Annotated in this window: 39 protein-coding genes; 38 read left to right on the top strand and 1 reads right to left on the bottom strand. The window is 47.7% G+C overall.

Going from position 1 to position 26,047, the window contains the following annotated elements:
* Positions 1-257: 257 nt before the first annotated feature.
* The gene (locus ACTQ1N_RS11215) at positions 258-503 is read left to right on the top strand and encodes a hypothetical protein (RefSeq protein ID WP_441956811.1); all 246 of its coding nucleotides are present in this window, start codon (positions 258-260) and stop codon (positions 501-503) included.
* A 6-nt stretch (positions 504-509) separates the two neighbouring features.
* Here the strand turns inward: ACTQ1N_RS11215 and ACTQ1N_RS11210 are convergent, their stop codons facing one another.
* Positions 510-728, bottom strand: a complete 219-nt coding sequence (locus ACTQ1N_RS11210; protein ID WP_441956812.1) for a helix-turn-helix domain-containing protein — start codon at positions 726-728, stop codon at positions 510-512.
* A gap of 180 nt (positions 729-908) precedes the next feature.
* Here ACTQ1N_RS11210 and ACTQ1N_RS11205 point away from each other — a divergent pair, with 180 nt between their 5' ends.
* The 37 genes from ACTQ1N_RS11205 (at position 909) to infA (ending at position 25,657) form a co-directional block, all read left to right on the top strand.
* Positions 909-2,186 (top strand): tyrosine-type recombinase/integrase, encoded by a 1,278-nt coding sequence (locus ACTQ1N_RS11205; protein ID WP_441956810.1) that lies wholly within the window; start codon positions 909-911, stop codon positions 2,184-2,186.
* Between the two features lie 209 nt (positions 2,187-2,395).
* Positions 2,396-2,704: an HIRAN domain-containing protein gene (locus tag ACTQ1N_RS11200; protein ID WP_441956809.1), complete on the top strand. Its 309-nt coding sequence runs from the start codon at positions 2,396-2,398 to the stop codon at positions 2,702-2,704.
* Positions 2,705-2,856: 152 nt separating this feature from the next.
* Positions 2,857-4,236, top strand: a complete 1,380-nt coding sequence (locus tag ACTQ1N_RS11195) for a peptidoglycan-binding domain-containing protein (RefSeq protein ID WP_441956808.1) — start codon at positions 2,857-2,859, stop codon at positions 4,234-4,236.
* Between the two features lie 101 nt (positions 4,237-4,337).
* Entirely contained in the window at positions 4,338-4,736 is a 399-nt protein-coding gene (locus ACTQ1N_RS11190; protein WP_441956807.1) for a hypothetical protein, read from the top strand.
* Between the two features lie 925 nt (positions 4,737-5,661).
* On the top strand, positions 5,662-7,134 hold the full coding sequence (locus ACTQ1N_RS11185) for an anthranilate synthase component I family protein (protein ID WP_441956806.1): 1,473 nt from the start codon (positions 5,662-5,664) through the stop codon (positions 7,132-7,134).
* Positions 7,131-7,709 carry an anthranilate synthase component II gene (locus ACTQ1N_RS11180; RefSeq protein ID WP_441956805.1) on the top strand — a complete coding sequence of 193 codons (579 nt, stop codon included), beginning with the start codon at positions 7,131-7,133 and terminating at the stop codon, positions 7,707-7,709. The genes ACTQ1N_RS11185 and ACTQ1N_RS11180 overlap by 4 nt, the downstream gene beginning before the upstream one ends.
* A gap of 26 nt (positions 7,710-7,735) precedes the next feature.
* Entirely contained in the window at positions 7,736-8,758 is a 1,023-nt protein-coding gene (gene trpD, locus ACTQ1N_RS11175) for an anthranilate phosphoribosyltransferase (protein ID WP_441956804.1), read from the top strand.
* A gap of 19 nt (positions 8,759-8,777) precedes the next feature.
* Positions 8,778-9,590, top strand: a complete 813-nt coding sequence (gene trpC / locus ACTQ1N_RS11170; protein ID WP_441956803.1) for an indole-3-glycerol phosphate synthase TrpC — start codon at positions 8,778-8,780, stop codon at positions 9,588-9,590.
* A gap of 6 nt (positions 9,591-9,596) precedes the next feature.
* Positions 9,597-10,214, top strand: a complete 618-nt coding sequence (locus ACTQ1N_RS11165) for a phosphoribosylanthranilate isomerase (RefSeq protein WP_441956802.1) — start codon at positions 9,597-9,599, stop codon at positions 10,212-10,214.
* Positions 10,215-10,298: 84 nt separating this feature from the next.
* Positions 10,299-11,489 carry a tryptophan synthase subunit beta gene (gene trpB, locus ACTQ1N_RS11160; protein ID WP_441956801.1) on the top strand — a complete coding sequence of 397 codons (1,191 nt, stop codon included), beginning with the start codon at positions 10,299-10,301 and terminating at the stop codon, positions 11,487-11,489.
* Positions 11,482-12,261, top strand: coding sequence for a tryptophan synthase subunit alpha (gene trpA / locus ACTQ1N_RS11155; protein WP_441956800.1), 780 nt, complete (start codon positions 11,482-11,484; stop codon positions 12,259-12,261). Before trpB ends, trpA begins: the two co-directional genes overlap by 8 nt.
* A 512-nt stretch (positions 12,262-12,773) precedes the next feature.
* Positions 12,774-13,091, top strand: coding sequence for a 30S ribosomal protein S10 (rpsJ, locus tag ACTQ1N_RS11150; RefSeq protein ID WP_154524754.1), 318 nt, complete (start codon positions 12,774-12,776; stop codon positions 13,089-13,091).
* A gap of 89 nt (positions 13,092-13,180) precedes the next feature.
* Complete coding sequence (gene rplC / locus ACTQ1N_RS11145; RefSeq protein WP_441956799.1) at positions 13,181-13,819, top strand: 50S ribosomal protein L3; 639 nt, start codon at positions 13,181-13,183, stop codon at positions 13,817-13,819.
* A gap of 31 nt (positions 13,820-13,850) precedes the next feature.
* On the top strand, positions 13,851-14,471 hold the full coding sequence (gene rplD / locus ACTQ1N_RS11140; protein ID WP_441956798.1) for a 50S ribosomal protein L4: 621 nt from the start codon (positions 13,851-13,853) through the stop codon (positions 14,469-14,471).
* Complete coding sequence (gene rplW, locus ACTQ1N_RS11135; protein ID WP_441956797.1) at positions 14,471-14,776, top strand: 50S ribosomal protein L23; 306 nt, start codon at positions 14,471-14,473, stop codon at positions 14,774-14,776. The genes rplD and rplW overlap by 1 nt, the downstream gene beginning before the upstream one ends.
* 78 nt (positions 14,777-14,854) lie before the next feature.
* A complete protein-coding gene (gene rplB, locus ACTQ1N_RS11130; protein ID WP_441956796.1) occupies positions 14,855-15,697 on the top strand; it encodes a 50S ribosomal protein L2 in 843 nt (280 codons plus the stop codon).
* A 26-nt stretch (positions 15,698-15,723) separates the two neighbouring features.
* Complete coding sequence (gene rpsS / locus ACTQ1N_RS11125; protein WP_441956795.1) at positions 15,724-16,002, top strand: 30S ribosomal protein S19; 279 nt, start codon at positions 15,724-15,726, stop codon at positions 16,000-16,002.
* Between the two features lie 125 nt (positions 16,003-16,127).
* On the top strand, positions 16,128-16,514 hold the full coding sequence (gene rplV, locus ACTQ1N_RS11120) for a 50S ribosomal protein L22 (RefSeq protein WP_154524764.1): 387 nt from the start codon (positions 16,128-16,130) through the stop codon (positions 16,512-16,514).
* Positions 16,515-16,524: 10 nt separating this feature from the next.
* Positions 16,525-17,178: a 30S ribosomal protein S3 gene (rpsC, locus tag ACTQ1N_RS11115; protein WP_441956794.1), complete on the top strand. Its 654-nt coding sequence runs from the start codon at positions 16,525-16,527 to the stop codon at positions 17,176-17,178.
* Complete coding sequence (rplP, locus tag ACTQ1N_RS11110; protein WP_154524768.1) at positions 17,178-17,615, top strand: 50S ribosomal protein L16; 438 nt, start codon at positions 17,178-17,180, stop codon at positions 17,613-17,615. The genes rpsC and rplP overlap by 1 nt, the downstream gene beginning before the upstream one ends.
* Entirely contained in the window at positions 17,605-17,808 is a 204-nt protein-coding gene (gene rpmC / locus ACTQ1N_RS11105) for a 50S ribosomal protein L29 (RefSeq protein ID WP_441956793.1), read from the top strand. The genes rplP and rpmC overlap by 11 nt, the downstream gene beginning before the upstream one ends.
* 23 nt (positions 17,809-17,831) lie before the next feature.
* Complete coding sequence (gene rpsQ / locus ACTQ1N_RS11100; protein ID WP_277067721.1) at positions 17,832-18,089, top strand: 30S ribosomal protein S17; 258 nt, start codon at positions 17,832-17,834, stop codon at positions 18,087-18,089.
* A gap of 17 nt (positions 18,090-18,106) precedes the next feature.
* On the top strand, positions 18,107-18,475 hold the full coding sequence (rplN, locus tag ACTQ1N_RS11095; protein ID WP_277067720.1) for a 50S ribosomal protein L14: 369 nt from the start codon (positions 18,107-18,109) through the stop codon (positions 18,473-18,475).
* A 50-nt stretch (positions 18,476-18,525) separates the two neighbouring features.
* The gene (gene rplX / locus ACTQ1N_RS11090) at positions 18,526-18,825 is read left to right on the top strand and encodes a 50S ribosomal protein L24 (RefSeq protein ID WP_441956792.1); all 300 of its coding nucleotides are present in this window, start codon (positions 18,526-18,528) and stop codon (positions 18,823-18,825) included.
* A gap of 20 nt (positions 18,826-18,845) precedes the next feature.
* Positions 18,846-19,385, top strand: a complete 540-nt coding sequence (gene rplE / locus ACTQ1N_RS11085; protein ID WP_441956791.1) for a 50S ribosomal protein L5 — start codon at positions 18,846-18,848, stop codon at positions 19,383-19,385.
* A 14-nt stretch (positions 19,386-19,399) separates the two neighbouring features.
* The gene (locus tag ACTQ1N_RS11080) at positions 19,400-19,585 is read left to right on the top strand and encodes a type Z 30S ribosomal protein S14 (RefSeq protein WP_154524778.1); all 186 of its coding nucleotides are present in this window, start codon (positions 19,400-19,402) and stop codon (positions 19,583-19,585) included.
* Positions 19,586-19,635: 50 nt separating this feature from the next.
* Positions 19,636-20,037 carry a 30S ribosomal protein S8 gene (gene rpsH, locus ACTQ1N_RS11075; RefSeq protein WP_441956790.1) on the top strand — a complete coding sequence of 134 codons (402 nt, stop codon included), beginning with the start codon at positions 19,636-19,638 and terminating at the stop codon, positions 20,035-20,037.
* A 76-nt stretch (positions 20,038-20,113) separates the two neighbouring features.
* The gene (rplF, locus tag ACTQ1N_RS11070; protein WP_441956789.1) at positions 20,114-20,653 is read left to right on the top strand and encodes a 50S ribosomal protein L6; all 540 of its coding nucleotides are present in this window, start codon (positions 20,114-20,116) and stop codon (positions 20,651-20,653) included.
* A gap of 19 nt (positions 20,654-20,672) precedes the next feature.
* Positions 20,673-21,041, top strand: a complete 369-nt coding sequence (gene rplR / locus ACTQ1N_RS11065; RefSeq protein ID WP_154524784.1) for a 50S ribosomal protein L18 — start codon at positions 20,673-20,675, stop codon at positions 21,039-21,041.
* Positions 21,042-21,059: 18 nt separating this feature from the next.
* Positions 21,060-21,569: a 30S ribosomal protein S5 gene (rpsE, locus tag ACTQ1N_RS11060; protein ID WP_154524786.1), complete on the top strand. Its 510-nt coding sequence runs from the start codon at positions 21,060-21,062 to the stop codon at positions 21,567-21,569.
* A gap of 14 nt (positions 21,570-21,583) precedes the next feature.
* Positions 21,584-21,766 (top strand): 50S ribosomal protein L30, encoded by a 183-nt coding sequence (rpmD, locus tag ACTQ1N_RS11055; RefSeq protein ID WP_154524788.1) that lies wholly within the window; start codon positions 21,584-21,586, stop codon positions 21,764-21,766.
* Positions 21,767-21,780: 14 nt separating this feature from the next.
* Positions 21,781-22,206, top strand: coding sequence for a 50S ribosomal protein L15 (gene rplO / locus ACTQ1N_RS11050; protein WP_441956788.1), 426 nt, complete (start codon positions 21,781-21,783; stop codon positions 22,204-22,206).
* The gene (gene secY, locus ACTQ1N_RS11045; RefSeq protein WP_441956787.1) at positions 22,206-23,519 is read left to right on the top strand and encodes a preprotein translocase subunit SecY; all 1,314 of its coding nucleotides are present in this window, start codon (positions 22,206-22,208) and stop codon (positions 23,517-23,519) included. The genes rplO and secY overlap by 1 nt, the downstream gene beginning before the upstream one ends.
* A gap of 103 nt (positions 23,520-23,622) precedes the next feature.
* Positions 23,623-24,279: an adenylate kinase gene (locus tag ACTQ1N_RS11040; RefSeq protein WP_441956786.1), complete on the top strand. Its 657-nt coding sequence runs from the start codon at positions 23,623-23,625 to the stop codon at positions 24,277-24,279.
* 59 nt (positions 24,280-24,338) lie between these two features.
* Positions 24,339-25,115, top strand: coding sequence for a type I methionyl aminopeptidase (map, locus tag ACTQ1N_RS11035; protein WP_441956785.1), 777 nt, complete (start codon positions 24,339-24,341; stop codon positions 25,113-25,115).
* Positions 25,116-25,143: 28 nt separating this feature from the next.
* Positions 25,144-25,425 (top strand): KOW domain-containing RNA-binding protein, encoded by a 282-nt coding sequence (locus ACTQ1N_RS11030; protein WP_441956784.1) that lies wholly within the window; start codon positions 25,144-25,146, stop codon positions 25,423-25,425.
* A gap of 13 nt (positions 25,426-25,438) precedes the next feature.
* Entirely contained in the window at positions 25,439-25,657 is a 219-nt protein-coding gene (infA, locus tag ACTQ1N_RS11025; RefSeq protein ID WP_154524800.1) for a translation initiation factor IF-1, read from the top strand.
* The last annotated feature ends 390 nt before the right edge of the window (positions 25,658-26,047 follow it).

The raw sequence follows: 26,047 nt of genomic DNA, 5'->3' as shown, positions 1-26,047 counted from the left end.
AAATCTGGCATCTGGTGTACAAAACTGGCGTTTCGTTTACAAATATGCAGTTTTCAATTTACAAACAAGCATCTCGCCTTACAAACTGGCGTCTCGGATTACAACTCAGCGCAGTATAGTTGACAATAAAATAATACATGTATAAAATACACGTAAAGATGTACTTTGATATAAAAAGGCGCAAGGATATAAGGAAAACTACGTTCTGCCGGAGAATCTGATGACCGGCCAGATCGGATGAAAGGGAGGGAAGAGGTATGCAGAAAAGTGAGAAAGAAGTCTCTGCAAAAGCAAGACGGAAGGTCCATGTTTTCGCGAAGGAAGATGCGAACAAGGTCTTTATGACGATTCGGGAAACAGCAAGGGTTTCCGGACTTTCTGAGAAATATCTTAGACAGATTCAGAAGGAAAAGAAACTGCCCGGGATCTACTGCGGCACCCGATACATGGTGAATTTTCCCATGCTGATGCAGGCTCTTTCTTACGGCAGTCCGGACAACTGACAAAGATCAGCTGTCGGAAGAAGTGTCATGAAGGTCTTGAGCGGTAAATATGATCTCAGATCCATCAGAAAATGAGTAGGACAGTTTACAGCTGCAGAAGAGCGCAATGCGGATAAGATCGTCGGAGGTGAAATATCCCCTCGACATCTTATTGCTTAGTGACTGGGCACTGATTCCCATGAATTTGGCAAGCTCTGCCTGTGATTTGCCGGACACACGCAGCATTCCTTTGATCTTATTGTTAATAGCCATACTGACCCCTTAGTAAGTTTGGTATGTAATAGAGTATAGCGAATCTGTGAATGCATGTCAAAAATGTGTGTATAAGTACATCAATCTGTGTACTTTAATAGTACACGTTTTAGATTATAAAATTCATGGATTTATGAATCTGGAGGTGCGACAATGGCATCGATTAAGAAGAGAGGGGATAAATACTACTTCTCGGTTTCTGCCGGAAGAGATCTGACAGGCAAGCAGATCATGAAGTATAAGACCTACATCCCGAAAGGCAAAACTACGGCAGCAATACGCAGAGAAGTTGAAAAAGCTGCCCTCGACTTTGAGGATGAAGTAAAGAATGGCCAGTACCTGGACGGGGAGCATATGGCATTTGCTGATCTGGTCACTCACTGGAAGGACAATTATGCTTCGACGAATCTTGCCCAGTCAACTCTTGATTCATACCTGGCTATCCTGAAAGGACGTTTTTATCCGGCAATCGGCAATATGAAGATCGCGAAGATCACAGCTCTGCACCTTCAGAACATAATCAAGGGCATGCTTGACCAGGGCTTGTCTCCGGCGACAGTCAGAAGAGAATTTTCAATTGTCAGCGGAATCCTCGCAAAAGCCTACAAATGGGGCTTGGTGGTGGAGAATGTAGCCAGACGATGTGAACTACCGAAGAGTGAGAAGCCGGAAATCAGATTCTGGACAGCCGATCAGGCAAGGGACTTCCTGAAAGCGTTAAACCTTTCCTACCGGCATAAGTGCAAACCGCAATGGAGGACGCTGAGCAAGACAGGAAAAGACTATCCTGTCCCCAGGTATGAAAGAGAATATTATATCCCAAGGGTCTGGAGGGAATACTTCAGTCTGGAGCTTCACACCGGTATGCGCAGAGGAGAACTCTGCGGACTGAGGTGGCAGGATGTGGATTTTGAGAATAGGACCATATCAGTCAATCAGGTACTGGCCAAGGTCGATCAGGGTTATATCGTCAAGGAGCCGAAGACAAAATCCTCCAAGAGAACCATCTCGGTCTCGAAAGATGTCATCGATTCTTTAAAAAGCTGGAAGAAGGAACAGATGGAGAATTCCATGCAGGCCGGAGACCTGTGGAGTGGGAAAAGAGGCAGCCTCTATGATCAGAACTATGTATTTACCAGTCCTGATTATCCGGGCCGGCCAATCTACCCGGACTCAGTCGGCGACAGATTCCACAGGATCATCAAAGACTATAACGAGCAGTATGGCGGACATATACCGGATATCAACTTCCACGGGACCAGACATACGTCCGCGACACTGCTGATCTCGGAGGGAGTGGATGTAGTCGAGGTCAGCCACCGCCTCGGACATTCCAGAACCTCAACAACCGAGGATGTATATGCCCACCAGCTGAGAAAGGTAGACGAGCATGTAGCAGTCGTACTGGACAACATTCTGCAGACAAACTGAATAACATATATTAGAAGCAATCGCTGAGCCAGGGAATTCCGGAGACGGGATTCTCTGGCTCTTTTTTGTGTGGAGAAGCTTGAAAGACAGTCACCCTGCCTGAAACTGGGGATGGACGTGCTCTGGATATCTGATAGCTGTCCGTATGGATGGACACCACTTTGAAGATAATAATGTCATCAAGGAAATCATAGAAAGGAAGGAATTATATGAGCAAACTATTTTTCACACTTACTGGTACCAGATATCATTACGGGAAAGAGTTCTTAAAGCCGGGAATGACAGTTCAGCTAGTGAAAGAGCCGGATAATAAATACGATAAGGAAGCGATTGTTGTCCGGTTGAAAGGCCTCGGCGATATCGGATACGTGGCAAACAGCATTGGCACAGTAATTGGAGACAGCATGAGCGCTGGACGCATCTACGACAAGATCGGAGAGACGGCGGAAGGAAAGGTTCTGTATGTCATGGAGCAGGGAGTGCTCTGCAAATTAAAGAAAGATAGTCTGAAGAGATAAGGCATCATCCAAGCCGAAGCGGATGGTGGCGATTTGTGCAATAATTTGAATCGACAATACTGGAATTATACAGGATGCAAATAGACAATATTAGGATATTGATTTAAAATTGCTGTATATTCAAACAAGTATCTATGGGAGGTATCAATAGTATGAAGCGGATTGTTGTTATGGCACTGTGCGGTTCATTATTGTTTTCGATGCCTGTATTGGCAGATGTAAATTCAGACATCGCTGCAGCTGAAAAAACATTTGGCATCGATAATTCTGATAAAACAGCAATCGAGAGGATTACCGCACTGGAAAAAGAAATAGGAATTACAAGTAAGAAGGGTGAGACGCTGGCCGAACGTTTGAAAGCCATTGATGAACAGCTGGGAATTTCAGACAATACCTCCGAAACTGAAGCAGAAACTTCTGCAGAGGCTTCCACGGAAAAGGCAGAGAAAGAAGATTCTGAAGAAGGCAATGATCTGGTGACTGCGCCGACTGATGATTTTGTCATGGAACGGTTAAAGCTGGTTCAGACCATTACAGATATGGCTGCGGTTACTGAAGATCATGATCCAAACGGACAACTGAATAAACCAGGTGGATATATTGGGTGTATCTATTTTACAGATAAGCAGGTTGACCGAGATAAGAATTACATTACAAGCGATGATGTAATAGAAGTAGGTACAGTAGGCGGTGGAGCAATAGAAATTTTTGCCAATAGTGACGATGCAAAGAAAAGGGAAGAGTATCTGGCAACGTATGACGGAACAGCTATGTCTTCTGGCTCGCACAAAGTAATCGGAACATGCCTGATTAGAACATCCGATTACCTGACAGCTTCACAGCAGCAGGAATTGACCCAAAACATTATTACAGCGCTGACAGCTACGGATACAAGTACTGTAAGTATGAACTACTCAATTGCTCCAGAGGAACTTGATAAGGACAACGTAAATGTCCAGCAAGAATATGAACTATATAATCAGGACGGGTATGTAGTAAGTTGCCTGGGGTATAAGAAGGATGCACCTGATGCGTTGGACGGTGATGTACTAAAACTCAGAGTACAGAATCTGACTCATCGGAACATTGCTGTTTCGAGCAGGGACTCATACGTGAATGGACAGATGATTCAGCTCGGACTCTATTTTGAAATCGCTTCAGGAAAGACTCAGACCCAGGATGTATATCTGTACGGTACTGATCTTAAGAACGCAGGTGTAGACTCCGTGTCAGATATAACTTTGAATCTTGATGTAGTTGATCAGGAGTCATTCTCACAGCTGACTACCATCGGGCCGCTGACATTGAAGATTAACGATGATGGCAGCATTGACTGGAAGAAAGTATATACGGACAAGGAGACCATCAAAGAAGTTCAGACGCTGCTGAATGAAAAGGGATATGACTGTGGTACTCCTGATGGAGTAGCTGGTAAGAAGACAAATAACATGATCCTGCAGTATGAGCGAGACAAAGGCCTGGAGGAGAACACAGACATCACAGATGAACTTCTTGCTTCCTTGAGAGGATAAGACGATGGTCAAATAACTGTATTGACGCTTCTCATCTTATAGAATAGATGAGAAGCGCAAGACAGAGAGTAAGAGAAAGTTTTTCATCAGGGAGCTGCGCCATGGCTGAGATGATTCTGCTAAAGTGCCCGCAATGTGGGGCGAACTTAAGCATTGAGAAGGGAAGAACGGAGGCATACTGCACTTATTGTGGTGCAAAGCTGTTCATCGATACGAATCATGAATATACCATCCATAATGTCAATGAAGCCGACATTACAAGAGCCGAGACTGATCGGATGATCCGCATGGAACAATTGCGGATGCAGAAAGAAGAGAAGGAAATAAAAAGAGCCAGGAAGAAGAAGGCAGTTAAGTATTCATTAATTTATGGAATCCTATTGATGGTAGCCGGAGTGCTACTTGCCTTTGTAGATGCAGGCTTCGTTTGTTTACTCCTTTTTGGAATAGTACTTCTGTGCCTTGCGGCTGGATGGGGAATTGAATTGATAGAGAAGTGACTTCAAAGTTTCAGATGGAATGGTGATAGGATAATGCAAGTCAGGCTGCGATTACCCTGTCTGTTCCAAAGAATCACTGTAAAAAGTGGGTTTGTCTAACATTTTCCTAACATTTTTTCGGCATGATACGAAACGATACGATAGGAGAACACAATCCTGGCGGATGGCGAACTGAGAAACACGCAAACTAGCGCAATCCTAGTCAATCGTGGCGGGTCATCGGAGGCCTTCGCATTGTAGAGGTCGTGAGTTCGAATCTCATATGCTCCATGACAGGACATCCATGTTTGTGGATGTCCTTTTTTTACATAAGATGATATGAGCGTCAAAAGTCCAGCCACTACTTGCAAGCAGGCATGCGTGGTGACGGACTATTAACACGGTAATCATGATATTCGCAAAAATATCCCGTCATGACATGAACGGACGAGAATAACCTGATAAAAAAGGATTGACAGCCGAACAGTTTCGCAGTATTCTACGTACAACTTAAAAACAATAAACCGATGAAGCGGAGATAAAGCCGGATATGCTGGCACAGAGAGTCTGCCGTGGTGGAATGCAGACACAAAACAGTCCGGAGCTGCGATTGCAGCAGATAACAGCGTTATGTCATCTAAATGGCCCGCAGAGGGAGCAGAGAACAAGAAGCGTTCTGTTTCTTTAGTATCGTGCTACGTAAGGCTTACGTCAGTAGCCAGAGATATGTTGGTATCTCGTAGAGTGTATGGATATTTTTATATATCCATAAAGCAGGGTGGCACCGCGATTCAATCGTCCCTGACAGATTTCAAGTGGAATCTGTCAGGGATTTTTTTATTGAAAGTGAGTTTACCGTGCGCCTGCAACAGGCATATGTGCGCAGATGGCCATGGGTATGAGCGGTGACAACAGGAGCGAACAGGAAGTCCAGGAGGAGAGGGTTATGAATCAGACAAGCATCGACGAGGCCAGGCGGCGTGCTTCGCTTGGAGATTTCAAAAGAGTACCAATCACACGTGAACTGCTTTCGGATATTCGGACTCCTGTGGAGACGCTGAAGGCGCTCATGAATGTATCAGAGCATTGTTTCATGCTCGAAAGCTGTGAGGACGCAAGACGATGGGGCCGATATACATTTCTTGGATATGATCCTTCTATGGAACTCTCCTGTAAGGATCATGAACTGACGATCCGCTCGGGTGGTGATATCCATGTAACAATCGGACATCCCGGAGATGTTATTCGAAAAGTCATACAGGATAACAGGTCGCCTCAGATTGAGGGACTTCCTTCACTGACTGGAGGATTGATCGGGTATTTTTCTTATGAGTACCTGCAGTATGGAGAACCGGAGCTCCGGCTGGCTGCAGAAGACAATGAGCACTTTGATGATGTAAATCTGATGCTTTTCGATAAACTGATCTGCTACGATCATCTGAAACAGAAGATGCTGCTCATCGTCAACATCCGGACTGCCGACCTTGAGACGGAATATAACAAGGCTGTCCTCTTACTGGAAGAGATGGAGAAACTTGTTCGGTTCGGGAAGCCTAAAAGGATTCAGAAGGGACACTTGAAAGAACCACTGAGGCCGAAACTCTCTAAGGATGAGTATTCAAAGAAAGTGGAGGAAATCAAGCATTATATTCACGAGGGCGATATCTTCCAGCTTGTATTTTCCAATCCGATGCAGGCAGCGTATGAAGGCAGCCTTTTCAATACCTACCGAATCCTGAGAACGACAAATCCTTCTCCGTATATGTTTTACTTTTCCGGAAATGATGTAGAGATTGCCGGCGCATCCCCAGAAACACTTGTGAAGGTCACTGATGGAGAAGTCAGAACGTTCCCTCTGGCAGGGACAAGAAGAAGGGGACGTACAACTGAGGAGGATGAGCAGCTTGAACGGGAGCTCCTCGCGGATGAGAAGGAGCGTGCGGAGCACAATATGCTGGTCGATCTTGGAAGAAATGATCTTGGGCGCCTGTGCAGGTTTGGCAGCGTCCGTGTGGAGCGTTACATGGACATCCTCCGGTATTCCAAGGTGATGCACATAGGCTCAGAAGTCAGCGGGGTGCTGCGAGATGACGTATCGGCAATTGATACAGTTGATTCGGTTCTGCCAGCAGGAACCCTTTCAGGAGCGCCGAAGTTCCGTGCCTGCGAGCTGATCAGCCAGCTTGAAGGAGACAGGCGCGGGCTTTACGGTGGCGCTGTCGGGTATGTTGATTTCAGTGGAAATCTGGATGTCTGCATCGCTATCCGGCTGGCCTACAAAAAAAACGGAAAGGTATTTGTCAGGTCCGGTGCCGGAATTGTCGCAGACAGCATTCCGGAGCAGGAGTACCAGGAGTGCATGAATAAAGCCTCTGCAGTCATCGATGCCATCCGAATGGCAGAGGAGGTGGAAGAATGATTCTTCTGATCGATAACTTTGATAGTTTTAGTTACAACCTCTACCAGATGCTGGGCAGTCTGGCTCCAGACATCAGAGTTGTCCGGAACAACGCTGTCACGATCCCGGATATCAGGAATATGGCACCATCCGGAATCGTCCTTTCTCCCGGCCCTGGAAGACCGGAGGAGTCAGGCATATGCCCTGAGGTGGTTAGAAAACTGGGTGGGACCTGTCCGATCCTGGGTGTCTGTCTGGGAGAACAGGCGATCGCAGTCGCATGTGGCGGAATGGTCGGGTATGCAAAGCGAATTGTCCATGGCAAACAGTCAGTGGTTCGGATCGACGTTCAGAGCCCGCTCTTCAAAGGAATGCCGGTGCATATAAAGGTTGCGCGATACCATTCACTTGCGGTCGAGGAAAGTTCTCTGTCCGGAACAGGGCTCACCGTAACGGGAAAGTCGGAGGATGGAGAAGTGATGGCCATAGAGGACGGAAACAAAAACCTCTACGGGCTGCAGTTTCATCCTGAGAGCGTCATGACACCTCAGGGAGGACAGATCCTGAAGAATTTTATGGATATTTGCGGAATGTAATCGAATGATGGGCTGAGGAGGACGAAATGATTAAGGAAGCCATTATGAAGATTGTAAACAAAGGAGATCTGACGTACGAAGAAGCGTACAGTGTCATGAAAGAAATCATGACAGGACAGACAACGGCGACCCAGAATGCGGCATTTCTGGCAGCATTATCCACGAAAAGCACCAGGGCTGAAACAATTGATGAAATATCGGGCTGTGCAGTTGCGATGCGCGAGCAGGCGACCCCTGTACCGCATCCGGGAATGAAGGTTCTGGAAATTGTCGGAACAGGAGGGGACGGGGCGCATACGTTTAACATCTCGACGACAAGTGCGTTTGTGGTCGCTGCCGGTGGGGTGAAGGTTGCGAAACATGGAAATCGTGCGGCATCCTCTCTCTGCGGGACGGCGGATTGCCAGGAAGCACTCGGGGCAAATATTCATCAGGATCCTGCAAAGGCTCTGGATCTGCTTCAGAAGGTGGGCATGTGTTTCCTGTTTGCCCAGCAGTACCACAGTGCAATGAAATACGTCGGACCGATCCGGAAGGAGCTCGGATTCAGAACCGTGTTTAATATTCTTGGGCCGATCACCAATCCGGCGAATCCCGACTACTTCCTTCTGGGGGTATATGACGAATATCTGGTTGAGCCTGTTGCAAAGGTGCTTGACCGGATGGGTGTGAAGAATGCGCTTGTGGTCCACGGACAGGATGGACTGGACGAGGTATCTGCTTCAGCACCGACAACTGTCTGTGAGTTGAAAGATGGTTATTACAGGACAAGTGTCATCACACCAGAGGAGCTGGGACTTGTGAGGGGAAAGAAGGAAGAGCTGGTTGGAGGAACTCCTCAGGAGAATGCAGAGATCACAAGAGGAATCCTCAATGGAAGCATTCAGGGAACGAAACGAAGCAGTGTTCTTCTCAATGCGGGACTTTCTTTATATGTCACAGGGACTGTTGGAACAATGGCAGAAGGTGTCAAGAAGGCAGAGAAGCTCATTGATTCCGGCGAAGCATACAGAAAGATGGAAAGCTATATCAAGGAATCCGTGAGCTGAGGATGAAAGGGCTGCACTGATGGAAAATATACTGAAGCAGCTGGCCGATTATGCAAAATACCGGACAGAAGAAGAGAAAAAAAGGATTCCGCTGGAAGAAGTACGCCGGCAGGCAGAGAATATGGAAAACGATACTGGCTTTCCATTTGAGAAGGCAATCGGAAAGCATGGGATGTCCATGATTTGTGAGATCAAGCGGGCCTCACCGTCAAAGGGAATGATTGCACCGGATTTTCCATACCGTGAAATTGCACTGGATTATGAGGATGCCGGTGCGTCAGCCATTTCCTGCCTGACAGAGCCAAAGTGGTTTCTTGGAAATGACCGATATCTGCGTGAGATCTCAAGTCAGGTTCGAATTCCGGTTTTGAGAAAGGATTTTACCGTGGATCCGTACATGATCTTCAGGGCGAAAATCCTGGGCGCTTCCGCTGTTCTCCTGATTTGTGCCATTCTGGAGACGGAGCAGATCCGGTCTTATATTCAGGTTGCAGACAGCCTTGGTCTTTCTGCTCTTGTGGAAGCGCACGATGCGTCTGAGATCAGCCGGGCGATCCATGCAGGCGCACGGATTGTAGGGGTAAATAACAGAGATCTGCGGAACTTTACAGTGGATATCGACAATTCCTCGAGACTCCGGAAGCTGGTTCCAAAGGATGTGCTGTTTGTGTCGGAGAGCGGGATCAGGACAGCGGAAGATGTGGCCCGGCTTTACCGAAACGGGACGGATGCAGTTCTGATCGGGGAGACACTGATGAGAAGCCCGAACAGAAAGGCTGTGCTTCGGGAACTGAAGAGTCTTTGCCAGACAGGAAATGAAAGGGCAGGATGATGCACAATGAGCGGAACGAAGATCAAGATCTGCGGCTTGAGGTCAGAGGAGGATATCCGCATCGTAAACCTGTGTCAGCCGGAATACGCAGGCTTTATCTGCTGCAGCCGGTTCCGGCGGTATGTCCCGGCTGACACGCTGGGAAAGCTTTCAAAGCTGCTGCATCCGAGGATCAGGAGGGTTGGCGTGTTTGTGGATCAGCCTGTGGAGCTGATTGCGGAGATTGTCCGCAGGCAGCTGATTGATATCGTCCAGCTCCATGGGCGCGAGGATGAGCGTTATATCTCAGGCCTGAGGCAATTGATTCCTTCGGAAATCCGAGTCATGAAGGCCTTTCAGATTCACTCGGCGGCAGATATCTATCAGGCCGAGGCATGTGCGGCGGATGATGTACTGCTGGACGGCGGACAGGGGAGCGGGCAGGCATTTGACTGGGGAAACATTCAGAATATGGACAGGCCGTTCTTTCTTGCAGGTGGGCTGAATACAGAGAATGTTGAGGAGGCGGTCAGACTGCTGCACCCTTATGCGGTAGATGTCAGCAGCGGGGTCGAAACAGACGGTCGCAAGGATGAGGAAAAGGTCAGACAGTTGGTCAGCAGGGTCAGGGAGATGAATGTGTGATAATGTCGGATATAAACCTGTAAGATAAAATGAGTGTCAGAAGAACGATGCAGGCTTGCCAGCGGACAGAGACAGGAGGCAGTCATGACAAATCCGAATGGAAGGTTTGGAGAATATGGCGGGCAGTATGTGCCCGAGACACTGATGAATGAGTTGATTCATCTGGAGGAGGAATATAATTATTATAAGAAGGAACCCGGTTTTTGTGCTGAACTGGAGGATCTTCTGAACAACTATGCCGGAAGGCCGTCGAGGCTTTATTTCGCGGAAAAGATGACAAAGGATCTGGGAGGCGCGAAGATTTATCTGAAGCGGGAAGATCTGAATCATACCGGGGCGCACAAGATCAATAATTGCCTGGGGCAGGTTTTGCTTGCTAAGAAGATGGGCAAGACACGGGTCATCGCAGAGACAGGTGCCGGTCAGCATGGCGTCGCAACCGCCACGGCGGCAGCGCTGCTGGGGCTGGAATGCGAAGTATTCATGGGGGAGCGCGACTGCCAGCGGCAGAAGCTGAATGTTTACAGAATGGAACTTCTTGGGGCGAAGGTTCACCATGTCAAAACAGGATCCCAGGTCTTGAAGGATGCAGTCAATGAAGCGATGCGTGAGTGGGCAAGCCGCGTGGAGGATACGCACTATGTCATCGGATCGACGATGGGCCCCCATCCATTCCCGATGATCGTCCGGGATTTTCAGTCGGTCATTTCAAGGGAAGCACGTGCTCAGATCCTCGAGAAGGAAGGAAAGCTGCCAGATGTCGTGATGGCCTGTGTTGGCGGGGGGTCCAACGCAATGGGAATGTTCTGGAATTTTATCCCTGATGAAAATGTCAGACTCATTGGCTGCGAGGCGGCTGGAAAGGGAATCGACAGCGGAGAGACCGCTGCTACTATCAATACAGGCAAGATAGGTGTTTTTCATGGCATGAAGTCACTCTTCTGCCAGAATGAAGACGGGCAGATTGATGAGGTGTTTTCAATCTCTGCAGGGCTGGACTATCCGGGGATCGGCCCGGAGCATGCGTACCTGCACAGCATCGGCCGGGCTGAGTATGTCGCAGTAACGGATGAGGAGGCCGTGGAGGCGTTCGAGTATTTATCCAGGAAGGAGGGCGTTATTCCGGCAATCGAGAGTGCACATGCAGTAGCCTATGCCAGAAAGATTGCACCATCCATGGACCAGAATCAAGTCATTATCATCTGCCTATCAGGGCGCGGGGATAAGGATGTTGCTTCCGTTGCAAATTACAGAGGAGTGAAGATCGATGAGTAAGGGAATAAGAGATGCATTCGGTAATGGAAAAGCGTTCATTCCATTTATAACTGCGGGTGATCCGGACCTTGCTTCAACAGAGCGCTTTATTCTTGCGATGGCAGAAGCCGGCGCGGATCTGATTGAAATCGGGATTCCGTTCTCTGACCCGATCGCGGAGGGAGTCGTTATCCAGGAAGCAGATATCAGAGCCCTCAGAAGCGGGACAACCACTGACAAAGTATTTGAGATGGTGAAAAGCCTGAGAAAGAAGACAGATATCCCGCTTGTTTTTATGACATACCTGAACATCGTCTTTTATTATGGCTATGAGCGCTTTTTTACCCGCTGCGCAGAGGTGGGAATCAGCGGTATAATCATTCCGGATCTGCCATATGAAGAGAAAGATGAATGTGCCGGGATTGCGGCTGAACATCAGGTTGCGATTGTTTCTATGATCGCTCCGACTTCCAGAGAGCGTATTCAGAGAATTGCCTCCAATGCGGAAGGCTTTCTGTATGTTGTTTCATCCATGGGCGTCACGGGGGTCAGACAGAAGATTACAACGGATCTGAAGACGATTGTCGAGCAGATCCGTGAGGTCACAGCCCTTCCGGCAGCCATCGGGTTCGGAATCAGCACGCCGAGGCAGGCATCGGATATGGCAGCCATTGCAGATGGAGCAATTGTGGGGTCTGCCATCGTCAGATTGATTGCGGAATACGGGAGGGAAGCGGAAGAACCGGTGAGGGAATATGTTCGGCAGATGGCCGAAGCCGTGCACGCACTTTAAAAGTGAAGCACGGCAGGAAAGGTGGAAGGGCAGAGAATGAAAAGGTAAAGGGCCCGCACAGCAGACGGGCTCCTTTGGAAAAAATCTGCGCGTAAGAATGTGCGCAGATCGAAACAGAACGGTTCATCGGACAGTTGCCCGGATATGTATTAAAAAAAGTACATATTTTTTACAAGGGCAGATAAATAAAACTTGCACAAAGAAGGGTGTTCTTATATAATTCAACTGTTGTGACCTTGATAGCGTTGAAGCGTGAGGTTGCTGCGGGATTCCGCAGGTTTTCCGTGGAGCGAATGTCAAGTTTTCAGACTGACGACAAGTCACTGTACAGAGTAGGTCCGTGAATGCGGAAACAACGGGTTGTTCCCGTCTGTCAGAAAGCCTGAAAAGGCTTTTTTGTCTGGCCGGGAGATGGAAACGCCCGGAAGCGTGTACAGTCACCGCTTGTCGTACTTCAAACGTAAGGACGTAGGTCCTGCAGAAAAAGTGCGAAATAGGAGGCGACTTTTTTTATGGCAAAACAGGTAATGCGTATCACACTCAAAGCTTATGACCATCAGCTGGTTGACCAGTCGGCCGGCAAGATCATCGAGACTGTCAAGAAGACGGGCGCTCAGGTCAGCGGACCGGTCCCGCTTCCGACAAAGAAGGAAGTTGTGACGATTCTTCGCGCAGTCCACAAGTACAAGGACTCCAGAGAACAGTTTGAGCAGAGAACGCACAAGAGATTGATTGATATCACCAGCCCGACACAGAAGACGGTGGATTCTCTTTCCAGACTTGAGATGCCGGCTGGCGTTTATATTGATATCAAGATGAAGAACAACTGATGTTCAAATCCCGGCAGGAGATGCATAAATCAGCATCTTTCCTAGGATGATCGCGAAAGCGATCCGCTGTAGCTGACAGGAGGTAAAACATGAAGAAAGCTATCTTAGCTACAAAGGTAGGTATGACGCAGATCTTCAACGAAGACGGAAGCCTTGTTCCGGTAACCGTTCTTCAGGCGGGACCGTGTGTCGTGACACAGATCAAGACAACCGAGAATGACGGCTATTCAGCTGTTCAGGTTGCCTTTGCGGACAAGAAGGAAAAACTTGTCAAGAAGCCGCAGAAAGGTGCCTTCGAGAAAGCGGGCGTAGACCCGAAGAAGTACCTGAGAGAGTTCCGCTTTGAGAAGGCAGACTCTTACAATGTAAAGGATGAGATTAAGGCTGATATTTTTGCGGAAGGCGATCATGTCGATGCAACGGCCGTATCAAAGGGACATGGGTTCCAGGGTTCCATTAAGAAGTGCGGAAACCACAGAGGACCGATGAAGCATGGTTCCAAGTATCATCGCCATGCTGGTTCCAACGGCACATCTTCCGATCCGAGCCGTGTATACCCTGGTAAAGGAATGCCGGGCCGCATGGGTGTTGACCAGGTCACAGTCCAGAACCTCGTTGTTGTGAAGGTCGATCCGGAGAACAACCTGATCCTTGTCAAGGGAGCGGTTCCGGGACCGAAGAAGTCGCTCGTCACGCTGAAGGAGACGACAAAGACTGATCTGAAGTGATCAGGACCGATACAGAAAGGAGGATATCACTGTGGCTAACGTATCAGTTTACAATATGGAAGGCAAACAGGTCGACACCATCGAACTTTCCGATGCAGTGTTCGGCGTTGAAGTGAATGAGCATCTGGTACACCTGGCTGTCAAGCAGCAGCTTGCTGCAAACAGACAGGGAACTCAGAAGGCCAAGACCCGCTCGGAGGTATCTGGCGGTGGAAGAAAGCCGTACAGACAGAAGGGCACAGGTCATGCAAGACAGGGTTCAACGAGAGCTCCGCAGTTCACGGGCGGCGGCGTTGTGTTTGCCCCGGTTCCGCGTGATTATACCATCTCCATGAACAAGAAGGAGAAGAGAGCTGCTCTGAAGAGCGTTCTGACCTCCCGTGTTCAGGAAAACAAGCTTTATGTGCTCGATGAGCTGAAGCTTGGGGAGATCAAGACAAAGGATATGAAGAATGTGCTCGACAGCCTGAAGGTTGAGGGAGCGCTTGTAATCCTGAACGAGAATGATCAGAATGTGATTCTTTCCGCAAGAAATCTTGCTGGCGTAAAGACCGCTCTGACAAATACCATCAACGTCTATGACATCTTGAAGTACGGCAATGTCGTCGTCACGAGAGATGCTGTCAAGAAGATTGAGGAGGTATACGCATAATGGCTGATATCAAATATTATGACGTAATCCTTAGGCCGGTAGTAACCGAGAAGAGCATGGCTGCTATGGGAGACAAGAAGTACACCTTCCTTGTGAACCCGGAGGCGAACAAGTCCCAGATCAAGGAAGCCGTCGAGAAGATGTTCGATGATGTAAAGGTCGCCAAGGTCAACACCTTGAATATTCAGGCAAAGAATAAGCGCCAGTCAATGGCTCAGGCATATGGCAAGACCGCTAAGACAAAGAAGGCCATTGTCACATTGACTGAGGACAGCAAGGACATCACGATCTTCGAGGGACTCTGATCCTGAGGATACCAAGAAGACTTATGCGCAGGGCCGGCGCGATAATCCGGCCTGATTGATTGAGAGGAGATTGAAGTCATGGGTATTAAGACTTACAAGCCATATACACCATCCAGAAGAAACATGACCGGATCTGACAAAAGTGAGATCACAAAGCAGAAACCGGAAAAGTCGCTCCTGATTTCCCTGAACAAGAACGCAGGGCGCAACAACCAGGGTAAAATTACGGTTCGCCACAGAGGCGGCGGTAACAGAAAAAAATACAGAGTCGTTGACTTCAAGAGATACAAGGATGATATTCCGGCGAAGGTGATCGGAATTGAATACGATCCGAACAGAACAGCAAACATTGCACTGATCTGCTATACCGATGGTACGAAGTCTTACATTCTTGCACCGGACGGACTGAAGGTTGGACAGACTGTTATGAATGGCCCGAAGGCTGAAATTCGTACAGGAAACTGTCTGCCGCTTTCGATGATCCCAGTCGGTACGATGGTTCACAATATTGAGCTGAATCCGCATCATGGCGGGCAGATGGCAAGATCGGCCGGCAACGGTGCACAGCTGATGGCGAAGGAAGGAAAGTATGTTACGCTCCGCCTTCCGTCCGGAGAGATGAGAATGGTTTCGCCGGAGTGCAGAGCCACAATCGGCATTGTTGGAAATATCGAACATAACCTGATCAATTACGGGAAGGCTGGAAGAATCCGCCATATGGGCATCAGACCTACTGTCCGTGGATCCGTTATGAACCCGAACGACCATCCACATGGAGGTGGAGAAGGAAAGGCACCTGTCGGACGTCCGGGACCATGCACACCTTGGGGCAAGCCGGCTCTTGGCCTGAAGACCAGAAAGCACAAGAAGGCTTCCAACAAGATGATCGTGAGAAGAAGAAACGGAAAGGCAATCAGCTGATTGCAGCGTGATATAGGAGGATAAGAATGGCTCGTTCACTTAAAAAAGGACCGTTTGCTGATGCAAGCCTTCTGAAGAAGGTTGATACGATGAACGCATCCGGCGAGAAGTCAGTCATCAAGACCTGGTCCCGGCGCAGCACAATTTTCCCGTCTATGGTTGGGCTTACGATTGCCGTCCACGATGGGAGAAGACATGTACCGGTGTATATCACCGAAGACATGGTCGGACACAAGCTCGGTGAGTTCGTCGCAACCAGAACCTACAGAGGACACAAGTCGGAGAGCTCCAGCTCCGTAAGATAACAGCGTAGGAAGAATCATTGTCAGGCCCAGGGTAAGTTCGCCCGAGGAGGGCGCTGCGCACTGCCGGATGGGCCTGAGGGAGACCTCATAGGAAGGCAGTGTGAGTTCACGAAAGGAGTACATCTATGGCTAAGGGACATAGATCTCAGGTAAAGAGAGAGAGAAACGCCAGGAGGGATGAGAGACCTTCAGCAAAACTTTCATATGCAAGAGTTCCAGTACAGAAGGCTTGCTTCGTGCTTGATGCGATCAGAGGCAAGGATGTAAATACGGCACTTGCGATTGTCACATACAACCCAAGATATGCATCTGAAGTGATTGCAAAGCTTCTGAAATCCGCGATCGCGAATGCCGAGAACAATAAAGGCATGTCACGTGATAACCTCTATGTGGATGAGTGCTATGCGAACAGAGGCCCGATTATGAAGAGAATCCAGCCGAGAGCTCAGGGAAGGGCATACCGCATTCTGAAGAGAATGAGCCACATCACCATCGTTCTGAACGAGAAATAAGGAGGATATCATGGGACAGAAAGTGAACCCGCATGGAATGAGAGTCGGCGTTATCGATGGCTGGAATTCAATCTGGTACGCTGACAAGAAGAGCTTTTCTGAGAACCTGAAGGAAGACAATACAATCCGTACCTTCCTGAAAAAGAAACTGTATTCCGCAGGAATTTCAAGAATCGAGATTGAACGTGCTTCTGACCGTGTCAAGATTTCCATTTATACAGCTAAGCCGGGAATCCTGATTGGCAAGCAGGGAGCAGAGATCGAGAAGACCAAGGCAGAGGTTGCGAAGCTGACCGACAAGAAGGTTGTCCTTGATATCAAGGAAGTTAAGAAACCAGATCTTGATGCGCAGCTTGTAGCTGAAAACATTGCTCAGCAGCTTGAGAATCGTATTTCCTACAGACGCGCGATGAAGGGCGCTATGGGGAGAACCATGAAGTTTGGGGCCAAGGGTATCAAGACTGCAATTGCAGGCCGTCTCAATGGCGCAGAAATTGCCCGCAAGGAGTTCTATTCCGATGGAACCATCCCGCTTCAGACGCTCCGTGCCGATATCGATTATGGTTTTGCAGAGGCACATACAACTTACGGGAAGCTTGGCGTAAAGGTTTGGATCTACAAAGGCGAGGTACTTCCGTCTAAGAGAGAAGGGAGCGATAAATAATGTTAATGCCGAAGAGAGTAAAGCATCGTAAACAGTTCCGTGGTTCCATGGCAGGAAAGTGCAACAGAGGAACAACGGTTACCTACGGTGAATATGGACTGGTTGCAACAGAACCCTGCTGGATCAATTCCATCCAGATTGAGGCAGCTCGTGTCGCTATGACCCGTTATATCAAGCGTGGCGGAAAAGTATGGATCAAGATTTTCCCTGACAAGCCTGTTACTGCAAAGCCGGCAGAGACACGAATGGGTTCCGGAAAGGGAACCGCTGAGTACTGGGTGGCGGTCGTCAAGCCAGGACGTGTTCTGTTTGAGATGGGCGAGGTATCTGAGGAAGTAGCTAGAGAGGCGCTGCGCCTTGCAATGCATAAGTTACCCTGCAAGTGCAAGATCATTACGCGCGAAGGTATCAAAGGCGGTGATAACAGTGAAGAGTAAAAAGTATGTAGAGGAGCTGCGCGGCAAGTCAGCTCAGGAGCTTAACGAGGAACTTGTAGCTGCTAAGAAGGAACTGTTCAACCTGAGATTCCAGAACGCTACAAATCAGCTGGACAACACAAGCAGGATCAAAGAAGTGCGCAAGAACATTGCCAGAATCCAGACGGTTCTTGCTTCCGGAAGCGCACAGTAACTGTGCATTGAAAGGAGATATCCGTGGAAGAGAGAAATCTTAGAAAGACCCGTACAGGCCACGTCGTCAGCAATAAGATGGATAAGACGATCGTTGTTGCGGTTGAGGACCATGTAAAACATCCTCTGTATAAAAAGATTGTCAAGAGAACTTACAAACTGAAGGCTCATGATGAGAACAACGAGGCAAATATCGGTGATACCGTCCGTGTCATGGAGACCAGACCGCTGTCCAAGGATAAGAGATGGAGACTCGTCAAGATCATTGAGAGAGCGAAATAATCAGGAGGATTCGTGGAATGGTACAGCAGGAAACTAGACTGAAGGTTGCGGACAATACCGGAGCCAAGGAACTTCTTGTGATCCGCGTAATGGGTGGTTCAACCAGGAGATATGCCGGCATCGGCGATACATGTGTTTGTGCGGTTAAGGATGCAACGCCAGGCGGCGTTGTGAAAAAGGGCGATGTTGTCAAAGCAGTCGTTGTCCGCACTGTCAAGGGTGTACGCCGCAAGGATGGTTCTTATATCCGCTTCGATGAGAATGCGGGTGTTGTTATCAAGGACGATGGTACTCCGACCGGGACTCGTATTTTCGGGCCTGTCGCAAGAGAACTTCGTGATAAGAAATTCATGAAGATTGTATCTCTTGCTCCGGAAGTACTTTGATAGAGACAAGCGTAAGGCAGAGATGATCTGCATACGGATTGGAGGATAACATGAGAAAGATTAAAAAGGGCGATATGGTCAGAGTCATCGCCGGCAAGGATAAGGGCAAGGAGGGAAAAGTTCTTGGATTCAAGGACGACAAGATCCTTGTCGAGGGTATTAATATGGTGACGAAGCACCAGAAGCCATCTGCAGGTGCTCCGCAGGGAGGCATTGTCAACAAGGAAGCATATTTTGATGCTTCCAACGTTATGCTTCTTGTAAAGGGTGAGATTACCAGGGTCGGTTTCAAGATGGACGGGGACAAAAAAGTCCGCGTTGCAAAGAAGACCGGCGAGGTTATTGACTAATCGGGGAAAGGAGGAGAACGATGAGCAGATTAAAAGAGCAGTACATAAACGAGATTGTACCGGAACTTACCAAGAAGTTCGGATACAAGAATGTCATGCAGGTACCGAAGCTTGACAAGATTGTCGTGAATATGGGTGTCGGAGAAGCAAAGGAGAATGCAAAAGTCCTTGAGTCCGCAATGAACGACATGGCAATCATCACGGGACAGAAGCCGGTTCAGACAAAGGCAAAGAATTCCGTTGCAAACTTCAAGATCCGTGAAGGCATGCCGATTGGCTGCAAGGTTACGCTCCGCGGTGACAGAATGTATGAATTCCTGGATCGTCTTGTCAATCTTGCACTTCCCCGTGTCCGTGACTTCCGTGGTGTAAACCCGAATGCATTCGATGGAAGAGGAAATTATGCACTTGGTATCAAGGAGCAGCTGATCTTCCCTGAAATTGAGTATGATAAGGTAGACAAGGTCAGAGGTATGGATATCATTTTCGTTACGACGGCAAAGACAGATGAGGAGGGTCGTGAGCTTCTGAGACTCTTCAATATGCCGTTTGCGAAATAAGGAGGACATTTTCAATGGCGAAGACTTCTATGAAACTTAAGCAGCAGCGCGCTCCGAAGTTCTCTTCCAGAGCATACACACGCTGCAGCATCTGCGGCCGCCCGCATTCCGTGCTCAAGAAATATGGCGTTTGCAGAATCTGTTTCCGTGAGCTTGCCTATAAAGGCGAGATCCCGGGCGTCAAGAAGGCATCCTGGTAATATTCGAAGAAACAACTATTTGTCGCGTCAAGTCTAAGGAGGATACTAACATGGCAATGAATGATCCAATCGCAGATATGCTTACAAGAATCCGCAATGCGAATATGGCTAAGCATGATACAGTAGATGTACCTGTTTCAAAAATGAAGACAGCAATTGCCAATATCCTGGTGGATGAGGGATATATTGCAAAGTACGAAATCACAGGTGAAGGGGTTCAGAAGAATCTGCATATCACGCTGAAGTACGGCAAGGATAAGAACGAAAGAATCATTTCCGGTATCAAGAGAATTTCAAAGCCGGGTCTTCGTGTCTATGCTGGAAGCGAGGATATGCCGAAGGTCCTTGGCGGCCTTGGGATCGCTATTGTGTCTACTAACAAAGGTGTTATCACCGACAAGGAAGCAAGAAAGCAGCATGTTGGCGGCGAAGTCCTTGCGTTTGTCTGGTAACAAGATATTACTGAAAACAGAAGGCAAGCGTCTGAGACGAACTGCCTTCCGAGAATCTAAGTAAGGAGGAAGAGGCATGTCAAGAATAGGAAGACTGCCGGTTGCAATCCCTGCGGGTGTTACCGTAAGTGTTGCAGATGGAAATGTTGTAACAGTCAAGGGACCGAAGGGAACACTTGTCAGGACGTTTGTCCCGGAGCTTACAATTGAGGTGAAGGACAACGAGGTTCTTGTTTCCAGACCAAATGATTTGAAGAGAGAGAAATCTCTGCACGGTCTTACCAGAACCTTGATTCACAATATGGTTGAAGGTGTGTCGAACGGCTTCAGCAAGACGCTCGAGGTGAACGGAGTCGGTTATCGTGCTGTAAAGCAGGGCAAGAAGTTAACCCTCAGCCTCGGATATTCACATCCGGTTGAAATGGATGATCCGGATGGAATTGAGACAAAGGTGGACGGAAATAAAATTATCGTCTCCGGTGTAAGCAAGGAGAAGGTTGGTCAGTACGCAGCCGAGATCAGAGAGAAGAGAAAACCTGAGCCATATAAGGGCAAGGGTATCAAATATGAGACTGAAGTGATCAGACGCAAAGTCGGTAAGACCGGTAAGAAATAATTAAGGAGGAGGGTGCACGATGGTTAGCAAAGAATCAAGAGCTGAGATTCGCGAAGAAAAGCATAGAAGAATTCGTAACCGCATCAGCGGAACCGCATCCAGACCGCGTCTTGCTGTTTACAGAAGTAATAAAAACATGTATGCGCAGATCATTGATGATGAGACAGGGGCAACGCTTGTGTCTGCCAATACTCTTCAGAAGGATGTAAAGGAAAGCCTCGAGAAGACTGACGATGTTGAGGCTGCCAAGGCTGTTGGAACTGCAATTGCCAAGAGAGCTCTGGAAAAGGGCATCAAGGAAGTTGTGTTCGACCGTGCGGGCTACATCTATCATGGCAAGGTCCAGGCACTTGCTGATGCAGCAAGAGAAGCTGGGCTGGATTTCTAAGGAGGAGGAGAAGACACAATGAGACATGAGATCATTGATCCGAACCAGTTTGAGCTGAATGACAAGGTCGTGGCCATCAAACGTGTTACGAAGGTTGTAAAAGGCGGCCGCAACATGCGTTTTGCTGCTCTGGTAGTAGTCGGTGACGGCAATGGTCATGTTGGCGCTGGTCTTGGGAAGGCAACAGAAATCCCGGATGCAATCCGCAAGGGAAGAGAAGATGCACAGAAGCATCTGATTTCAGTTGTACTTGATCAGAATAGTTCCATTCCGCATGATTACATTGGAAAGTTCGGCGGTGCTGCTGTCCTTCTGAAGAAGGCACCGGAAGGTACTGGTATTATTGCAGGCGGTCCTGCACGTACCGTTCTTGAGCTTGCCGGAATCCGTAATATTCGTACGAAGTCGCTTGGCTCTAATAACAAGCAGAATGTAGTCCTTGCAACTCTTGAAGCACTGAAGAGCCTGAAGAGTCCTGAGGATGTCGCTCGTCTCCGCGGAAAGTCCGTTGACGAAGTCTTAGCTTAAGGAGGTTACGCTTTATGGCTGGAAAGTTAAAGATCACGCTTGTAAAGTCTCCGATTGCTGCGATTCCGGAGCAGAGAGCAACCGTGAAGGCTCTTGGGCTCAACAAAATGCACAAGACAGTTGAGATGCCGGATAACAAAGCGGTCAGAGGAATGGTCGCTCACGTTTCTCATCTCGTGAAAGTTGAAGAAGCTTAAGAGGAGGTACACTTATGGATTTATCAACTCTGAAGCCGGCTGCAGGATCTGTCACCAGCGGCTCATTCCGAAAGGGCCGCGGCGATAAGACTGCTGGCAAAGGCACAAAGGGTCAGAAGGCACGTTCCGGAGCACCCAGAATTGGGTTTGAAGGTGGTCAGATGCCTCTGTATCGCAGACTTCCGAAGAGAGGGTTCAAGAATGTCGGACGTGCTGTCATTGAGACGATCAATCTGAGTGATCTGGAGAAATTCGAGGATGGCTCTGACGTGACCGTTGAAGCACTGCTTGAAAAGAGGATCATCCGTGATCCGAAGGACGGCGTAAAGGTTCTTGGAAATGGCGAGCTGACAAAGAAGCTGAATGTATCTCTGAATGCGTTCAGTGCATCAGCGAAGGCAAAGATTGAAGAGTTAGGTGGAAAAGCAGAGGTGATCTGATGTTTAAATCTTTACGCGACATGTTTCGGATAAAGGACATCAGAAAAAAACTGTTTTATACCTTTATGATGCTGATTCTCATTCGGTTCGGATCTCAGCTCCCGGTACCGGGAGTTGACAGGACTTATTTCAGCCGGTGGTTCAGTCAGCAGAATAATGGTGCATTCAGTTTCTTCAGTGCATTCACAGGCGGTTCATTTGAACGGATGTCTGTGTTTGCGCTGAACATCACACCCTACATTACTGCATCCATTATCATGGAGCTTCTCACAATCGCTATCCCGGCATTGGAAGAAATGCACCGGGATGGTGAAGATGGAAGAAAAAAGATGACCAGGATCACTCGTATCCTGACTGTCGGACTTTCTCTGTTCGAGAGTGTTGCCATGGCGGTGGGCTTTGGACGCAGTGGACTGATCAGAAACTATAATTTCCTGAGTGTGATTACGGTTATTTTTGCATTAACAGCAGGATCCACATTTGTCATGTGGATCGGTGAACGGATCACTGAGAACGGTGTAGGGAACGGTATTTCGATCGTCCTTCTGATTAATATTGTTTCAAGGCTGCCACAGGACATGACAGCGCTATGGCAGCAGTTTGTTAGCGGTAAATCGATTGCTAAAGGCGGAATGGCAGCTGTCATTATTGCAGCCATCATCCTTCTGACGGTTGCTCTTACTGTACTGCTTAATGATGCGGTTCGAAAGATTCCGGTACAATATGCCAAGAAGGTCCAGGGAAGAAGAATGGTTGCTGGGCAGTCATCCAACATTCCACTGAAGGTCAACACTGCCGGCGTAATCCCTGTTATTTTTGCTTCATCGCTGATGTCTATTCCTTCCATTATTCTTAGTTTTGTTGGAAAATCAGCAAGTGGGATTGCAGCAACTGTGCTTGGCATTCTGAATCAGAATAACTGGTTTGATTTTTCTCATCCGGTTTATATGATCGGACTCGCCTTGTACGTTGTACTGAATATTTTCTTTGCGTATTTCTATACGTCAATCACATTCAATCCGATTGAAGTAGCTGACAATCTGAAAAAGCAAGGTGGTTTTATTCCTGGAATCCGTCCGGGAAAGCCAACATCCGACTATCTGAATAAGATTCTGAATTACATCATCTTTATTGGTGTTGTCGGCCTGATGATTGTTGTCGTCATCCCGATTTTCTTCAATGGCGTCTTCAATGCTGATGTTTCCTTTGGTGGAACATCATTAATCATTATTGTTGGAGTCGTCCTGGAAACCATTCAGCAAATCGAGTCCCAGATGGTTGTCAGAAATTACAAGGGATTTCTCAGTGAGTAATTTATGAATTTACGATATTCATAAACATTCATAGCAAAGTGTGCTTCTTGTCCCCCAGGACAGGGGCACACTTTGTGTTGTTTAAAGACAAAAGGAGCAGAGAATGAAGATTATTATGCTTGGGGCACCAGGAGCAGGGAAAGGAACGCAGGCTAAGTTCATTTCTGAAAAATTCGGTATCCCTCAGATTTCGACAGGAGATATCTTCAGAGCGAATATCAAGAATCAGACTGACCTTGGAAAAAAGGCAAAGTCTTACATGGATCAGGGACTTCTTGTTCCGGATGAGCTTACACTGGATCTTGTGACTGACAGACTCTCACAGGATGACTGCAAACGTGGATATATCCTGGATGGGTTTCCAAGAACGCTGAACCAGGCGAATGCTCTGACAGATGCCTTGAAAAAGCAAGGTACGGAGATTGATTATGCAATCGATATCGAGGTAGCGGATGAGAACATTATCCGGCGCATGAGTGGTAGAAGAGTGTGCCCGAAGTGCGGTGCAACATATCATGTACAGTATAATCCACCAAAGAAAGATGGGATCTGCGATGTATGCGGCGCAGAACTGATTGTTCGTGCAGATGATCAGCCGGAGACTGTGAAAAAGAGGCTTGATGTCTATCATAAGCAGACACAGCCCCTGATTGAATATTACCAGGCGGCTGGATGCCTGAGAACATTTGATGGTATGAAGCCCATGGAAGAAGTATTCAGCGAGATCTGTGGTGAGTTATCAAAAAAAGGCGAAGCCTGAAGAAAGTGGCTGCGTACATCTGACAGAGTTTCCTGAACGGGTTGAAGGAGAGCAGCAATATGGCAGTATCAATCAAAACACAACATGAGATTGCGCTGATGAGAGAATCCAACCATCGGCTTGAAAAAGTATTCGAAGGATTGGAACAGTTGATCAGACCAGGTGTATCCACCTGGGAGATCGATATGCAGGCGCGAAAACTGATCAGAGAACAGGAAGGAATCCCGAGCTTTCTTAATTTTGAAGGGTATCCGGCTGCTGTCTGTACTTCCGTGAATGAGGAAGTTGTTCACGGTATCCCGAAAAAAAACCGTATTCTGAGAGAGGGCGATATTATTTCGCTGGATTGCGGGTTGATCTACAAGGGGTATCACTCAGATGCCGCCAGGACATTTGCAGTTGGGCAGATCTCCGACGATAAACAGAAGCTGATGGATGTCACAAGACAAAGCTTTTTTGAAGGAATAAAATATGCCAGGGCTGGGCATCATCTTCATGAAATCAGCAATGCAATCGGAGATTATGCAGAAAATTTTGGATATGGCGTGATTCGAGATCTGGTTGGACATGGAATCGGGACACAGATGCATGAGGATCCTGAAGTGCCTAATTTTCATCAGAAATCAAGAGGAATCAGACTGCTTCCGGGAATGACACTTGCAATTGAGCCGATGATTGCAGAGGGCACCTGGGAGGTGGATTGGCTTGATGACGGCTGGACCGTTGTGACGGCTGACAGAAAGCCTGCGGCTCATTATGAGAACACCATACTGATAACAGAGGGTGACCCGGAGATCCTGTCTCTGACAAAACCATATATTCCGTACGTGGGCTGAGGGAATATAGATGCAGGAGGTATCTGGAGTGAAGAAGGATCATCCGGAAGTTCTGCCATGCCTGGGAATATCAAAAGCCGGACATGACAGAGACAGACTTTATATTGTATTGGGAGCCCGAAATGGAATGTTACTGGCTGCTGATGGCGTCCATTCACATGTCAATAAACCAAAGAGAAAGAATGAAAAACATCTGCAGCTGATTTATAATGTGACACCGGAGATTCGTGATCTCCTGAACGAAGCAAAGATAGACAGTGACCTGATCCATATAAAGAGAGTATACAGCCGAAATCAGTCAGACAGATGAAGGGGGAGACAACATGTCGAAATCAGATGTTATCGAAGTAGAAGGAACCGTCCTCGAGAAGCTGCCAAATGCGATGTTCAAGGTCGAGCTTGAAAACAAACATGTCGTGCTCGCCCACATAAGCGGAAAGCTCAGGATGAATTTTATTCGTATTCTGCCGGGGGACAAGGTTACAATTGAACTTTCTCCATATGACCTGGATAAGGGAAGAATTATTTGGAGAGATAAGTGATGCAGTCCATTCGACAGGTAAATGGATATATCATAAGGAATTGAATGAATATGCAAATACAGCTTCGGCAGCATTTTTACCGAAGCTGTATTTGCAATCATCAAGACAAGGATCCAGCTTGTTTCTTTATGGTGGTTATTTGTTTCTGTTATCTGCATTCAGAAATGACAATAACTAAAATAAAAAATATTTAAAAACATGTTGACATCCGAATTGTCAGATGGTATTATATTCAAGTCGCCGATGAGAAGCAAACTTCATTAAACAAGTAAGCCTGACCGGTGATGTGAGTACCTTGATAACTGAACAGTGAAACAACCTTGAAAGTTCTGAAAAGTTTTATTTAAGGAACTGACCTTTAAACAGTAAAAGGGATAAGAGATGTCAGTA

This window comes from Porcincola sp. LCP21S3_C12 (assembly GCF_052118625.1).
In the GTDB taxonomy this organism is placed as follows: Bacteria; Bacillota; Clostridia; order Lachnospirales; family Lachnospiraceae; genus Porcincola.
Note: the sequence above shows the minus strand (reverse complement) of the source record. Positions and strands in the feature narration are given on the sequence as shown.

Excerpts from the sequence above, each read along its gene's own strand:
- ACTQ1N_RS11215 (WP_441956811.1), top strand. The coding sequence starts at position 258 with ATGCAGAAAAGTGAGAAAGAAGTCTCTGCAAAAGCAAGACGGAAGGTC.
- ACTQ1N_RS11210 (WP_441956812.1), bottom strand. The coding sequence starts at position 728 with ATGCTGCGTGTGTCCGGCAAATCACAGGCAGAGCTTGCCAAATTCATG.
- ACTQ1N_RS11205 (WP_441956810.1), top strand. The coding sequence starts at position 909 with ATGGCATCGATTAAGAAGAGAGGGGATAAATACTACTTCTCGGTTTCT.
- ACTQ1N_RS11200 (WP_441956809.1), top strand. The coding sequence starts at position 2,396 with ATGAGCAAACTATTTTTCACACTTACTGGTACCAGATATCATTACGGG.
- ACTQ1N_RS11195 (WP_441956808.1), top strand. The coding sequence starts at position 2,857 with ATGAAGCGGATTGTTGTTATGGCACTGTGCGGTTCATTATTGTTTTCG.
- ACTQ1N_RS11190 (WP_441956807.1), top strand. The coding sequence starts at position 4,338 with ATGGCTGAGATGATTCTGCTAAAGTGCCCGCAATGTGGGGCGAACTTA.
- ACTQ1N_RS11185 (WP_441956806.1), top strand. The coding sequence starts at position 5,662 with ATGAATCAGACAAGCATCGACGAGGCCAGGCGGCGTGCTTCGCTTGGA.
- ACTQ1N_RS11180 (WP_441956805.1), top strand. The coding sequence starts at position 7,131 with ATGATTCTTCTGATCGATAACTTTGATAGTTTTAGTTACAACCTCTAC.
- trpD (WP_441956804.1), top strand. The coding sequence starts at position 7,736 with ATGATTAAGGAAGCCATTATGAAGATTGTAAACAAAGGAGATCTGACG.
- trpC (WP_441956803.1), top strand. The coding sequence starts at position 8,778 with ATGGAAAATATACTGAAGCAGCTGGCCGATTATGCAAAATACCGGACA.
- ACTQ1N_RS11165 (WP_441956802.1), top strand. The coding sequence starts at position 9,597 with ATGAGCGGAACGAAGATCAAGATCTGCGGCTTGAGGTCAGAGGAGGAT.
- trpB (WP_441956801.1), top strand. The coding sequence starts at position 10,299 with ATGACAAATCCGAATGGAAGGTTTGGAGAATATGGCGGGCAGTATGTG.
- trpA (WP_441956800.1), top strand. The coding sequence starts at position 11,482 with ATGAGTAAGGGAATAAGAGATGCATTCGGTAATGGAAAAGCGTTCATT.
- rpsJ (WP_154524754.1), top strand. The coding sequence starts at position 12,774 with ATGGCAAAACAGGTAATGCGTATCACACTCAAAGCTTATGACCATCAG.
- rplC (WP_441956799.1), top strand. The coding sequence starts at position 13,181 with ATGAAGAAAGCTATCTTAGCTACAAAGGTAGGTATGACGCAGATCTTC.
- rplW (WP_441956797.1), top strand. The coding sequence starts at position 14,471 with ATGGCTGATATCAAATATTATGACGTAATCCTTAGGCCGGTAGTAACC.
- rplB (WP_441956796.1), top strand. The coding sequence starts at position 14,855 with ATGGGTATTAAGACTTACAAGCCATATACACCATCCAGAAGAAACATG.
- rpsS (WP_441956795.1), top strand. The coding sequence starts at position 15,724 with ATGGCTCGTTCACTTAAAAAAGGACCGTTTGCTGATGCAAGCCTTCTG.
- rplV (WP_154524764.1), top strand. The coding sequence starts at position 16,128 with ATGGCTAAGGGACATAGATCTCAGGTAAAGAGAGAGAGAAACGCCAGG.
- rpsC (WP_441956794.1), top strand. The coding sequence starts at position 16,525 with ATGGGACAGAAAGTGAACCCGCATGGAATGAGAGTCGGCGTTATCGAT.
- rplP (WP_154524768.1), top strand. The coding sequence starts at position 17,178 with ATGTTAATGCCGAAGAGAGTAAAGCATCGTAAACAGTTCCGTGGTTCC.
- rplN (WP_277067720.1), top strand. The coding sequence starts at position 18,107 with ATGGTACAGCAGGAAACTAGACTGAAGGTTGCGGACAATACCGGAGCC.
- rplX (WP_441956792.1), top strand. The coding sequence starts at position 18,526 with ATGAGAAAGATTAAAAAGGGCGATATGGTCAGAGTCATCGCCGGCAAG.
- rplE (WP_441956791.1), top strand. The coding sequence starts at position 18,846 with ATGAGCAGATTAAAAGAGCAGTACATAAACGAGATTGTACCGGAACTT.
- ACTQ1N_RS11080 (WP_154524778.1), top strand. The coding sequence starts at position 19,400 with ATGGCGAAGACTTCTATGAAACTTAAGCAGCAGCGCGCTCCGAAGTTC.
- rpsH (WP_441956790.1), top strand. The coding sequence starts at position 19,636 with ATGGCAATGAATGATCCAATCGCAGATATGCTTACAAGAATCCGCAAT.
- rplF (WP_441956789.1), top strand. The coding sequence starts at position 20,114 with ATGTCAAGAATAGGAAGACTGCCGGTTGCAATCCCTGCGGGTGTTACC.
- rplR (WP_154524784.1), top strand. The coding sequence starts at position 20,673 with ATGGTTAGCAAAGAATCAAGAGCTGAGATTCGCGAAGAAAAGCATAGA.
- rpsE (WP_154524786.1), top strand. The coding sequence starts at position 21,060 with ATGAGACATGAGATCATTGATCCGAACCAGTTTGAGCTGAATGACAAG.
- rpmD (WP_154524788.1), top strand. The coding sequence starts at position 21,584 with ATGGCTGGAAAGTTAAAGATCACGCTTGTAAAGTCTCCGATTGCTGCG.
- rplO (WP_441956788.1), top strand. The coding sequence starts at position 21,781 with ATGGATTTATCAACTCTGAAGCCGGCTGCAGGATCTGTCACCAGCGGC.
- secY (WP_441956787.1), top strand. The coding sequence starts at position 22,206 with ATGTTTAAATCTTTACGCGACATGTTTCGGATAAAGGACATCAGAAAA.
- ACTQ1N_RS11040 (WP_441956786.1), top strand. The coding sequence starts at position 23,623 with ATGAAGATTATTATGCTTGGGGCACCAGGAGCAGGGAAAGGAACGCAG.
- map (WP_441956785.1), top strand. The coding sequence starts at position 24,339 with ATGGCAGTATCAATCAAAACACAACATGAGATTGCGCTGATGAGAGAA.
- infA (WP_154524800.1), top strand. The coding sequence starts at position 25,439 with ATGTCGAAATCAGATGTTATCGAAGTAGAAGGAACCGTCCTCGAGAAG.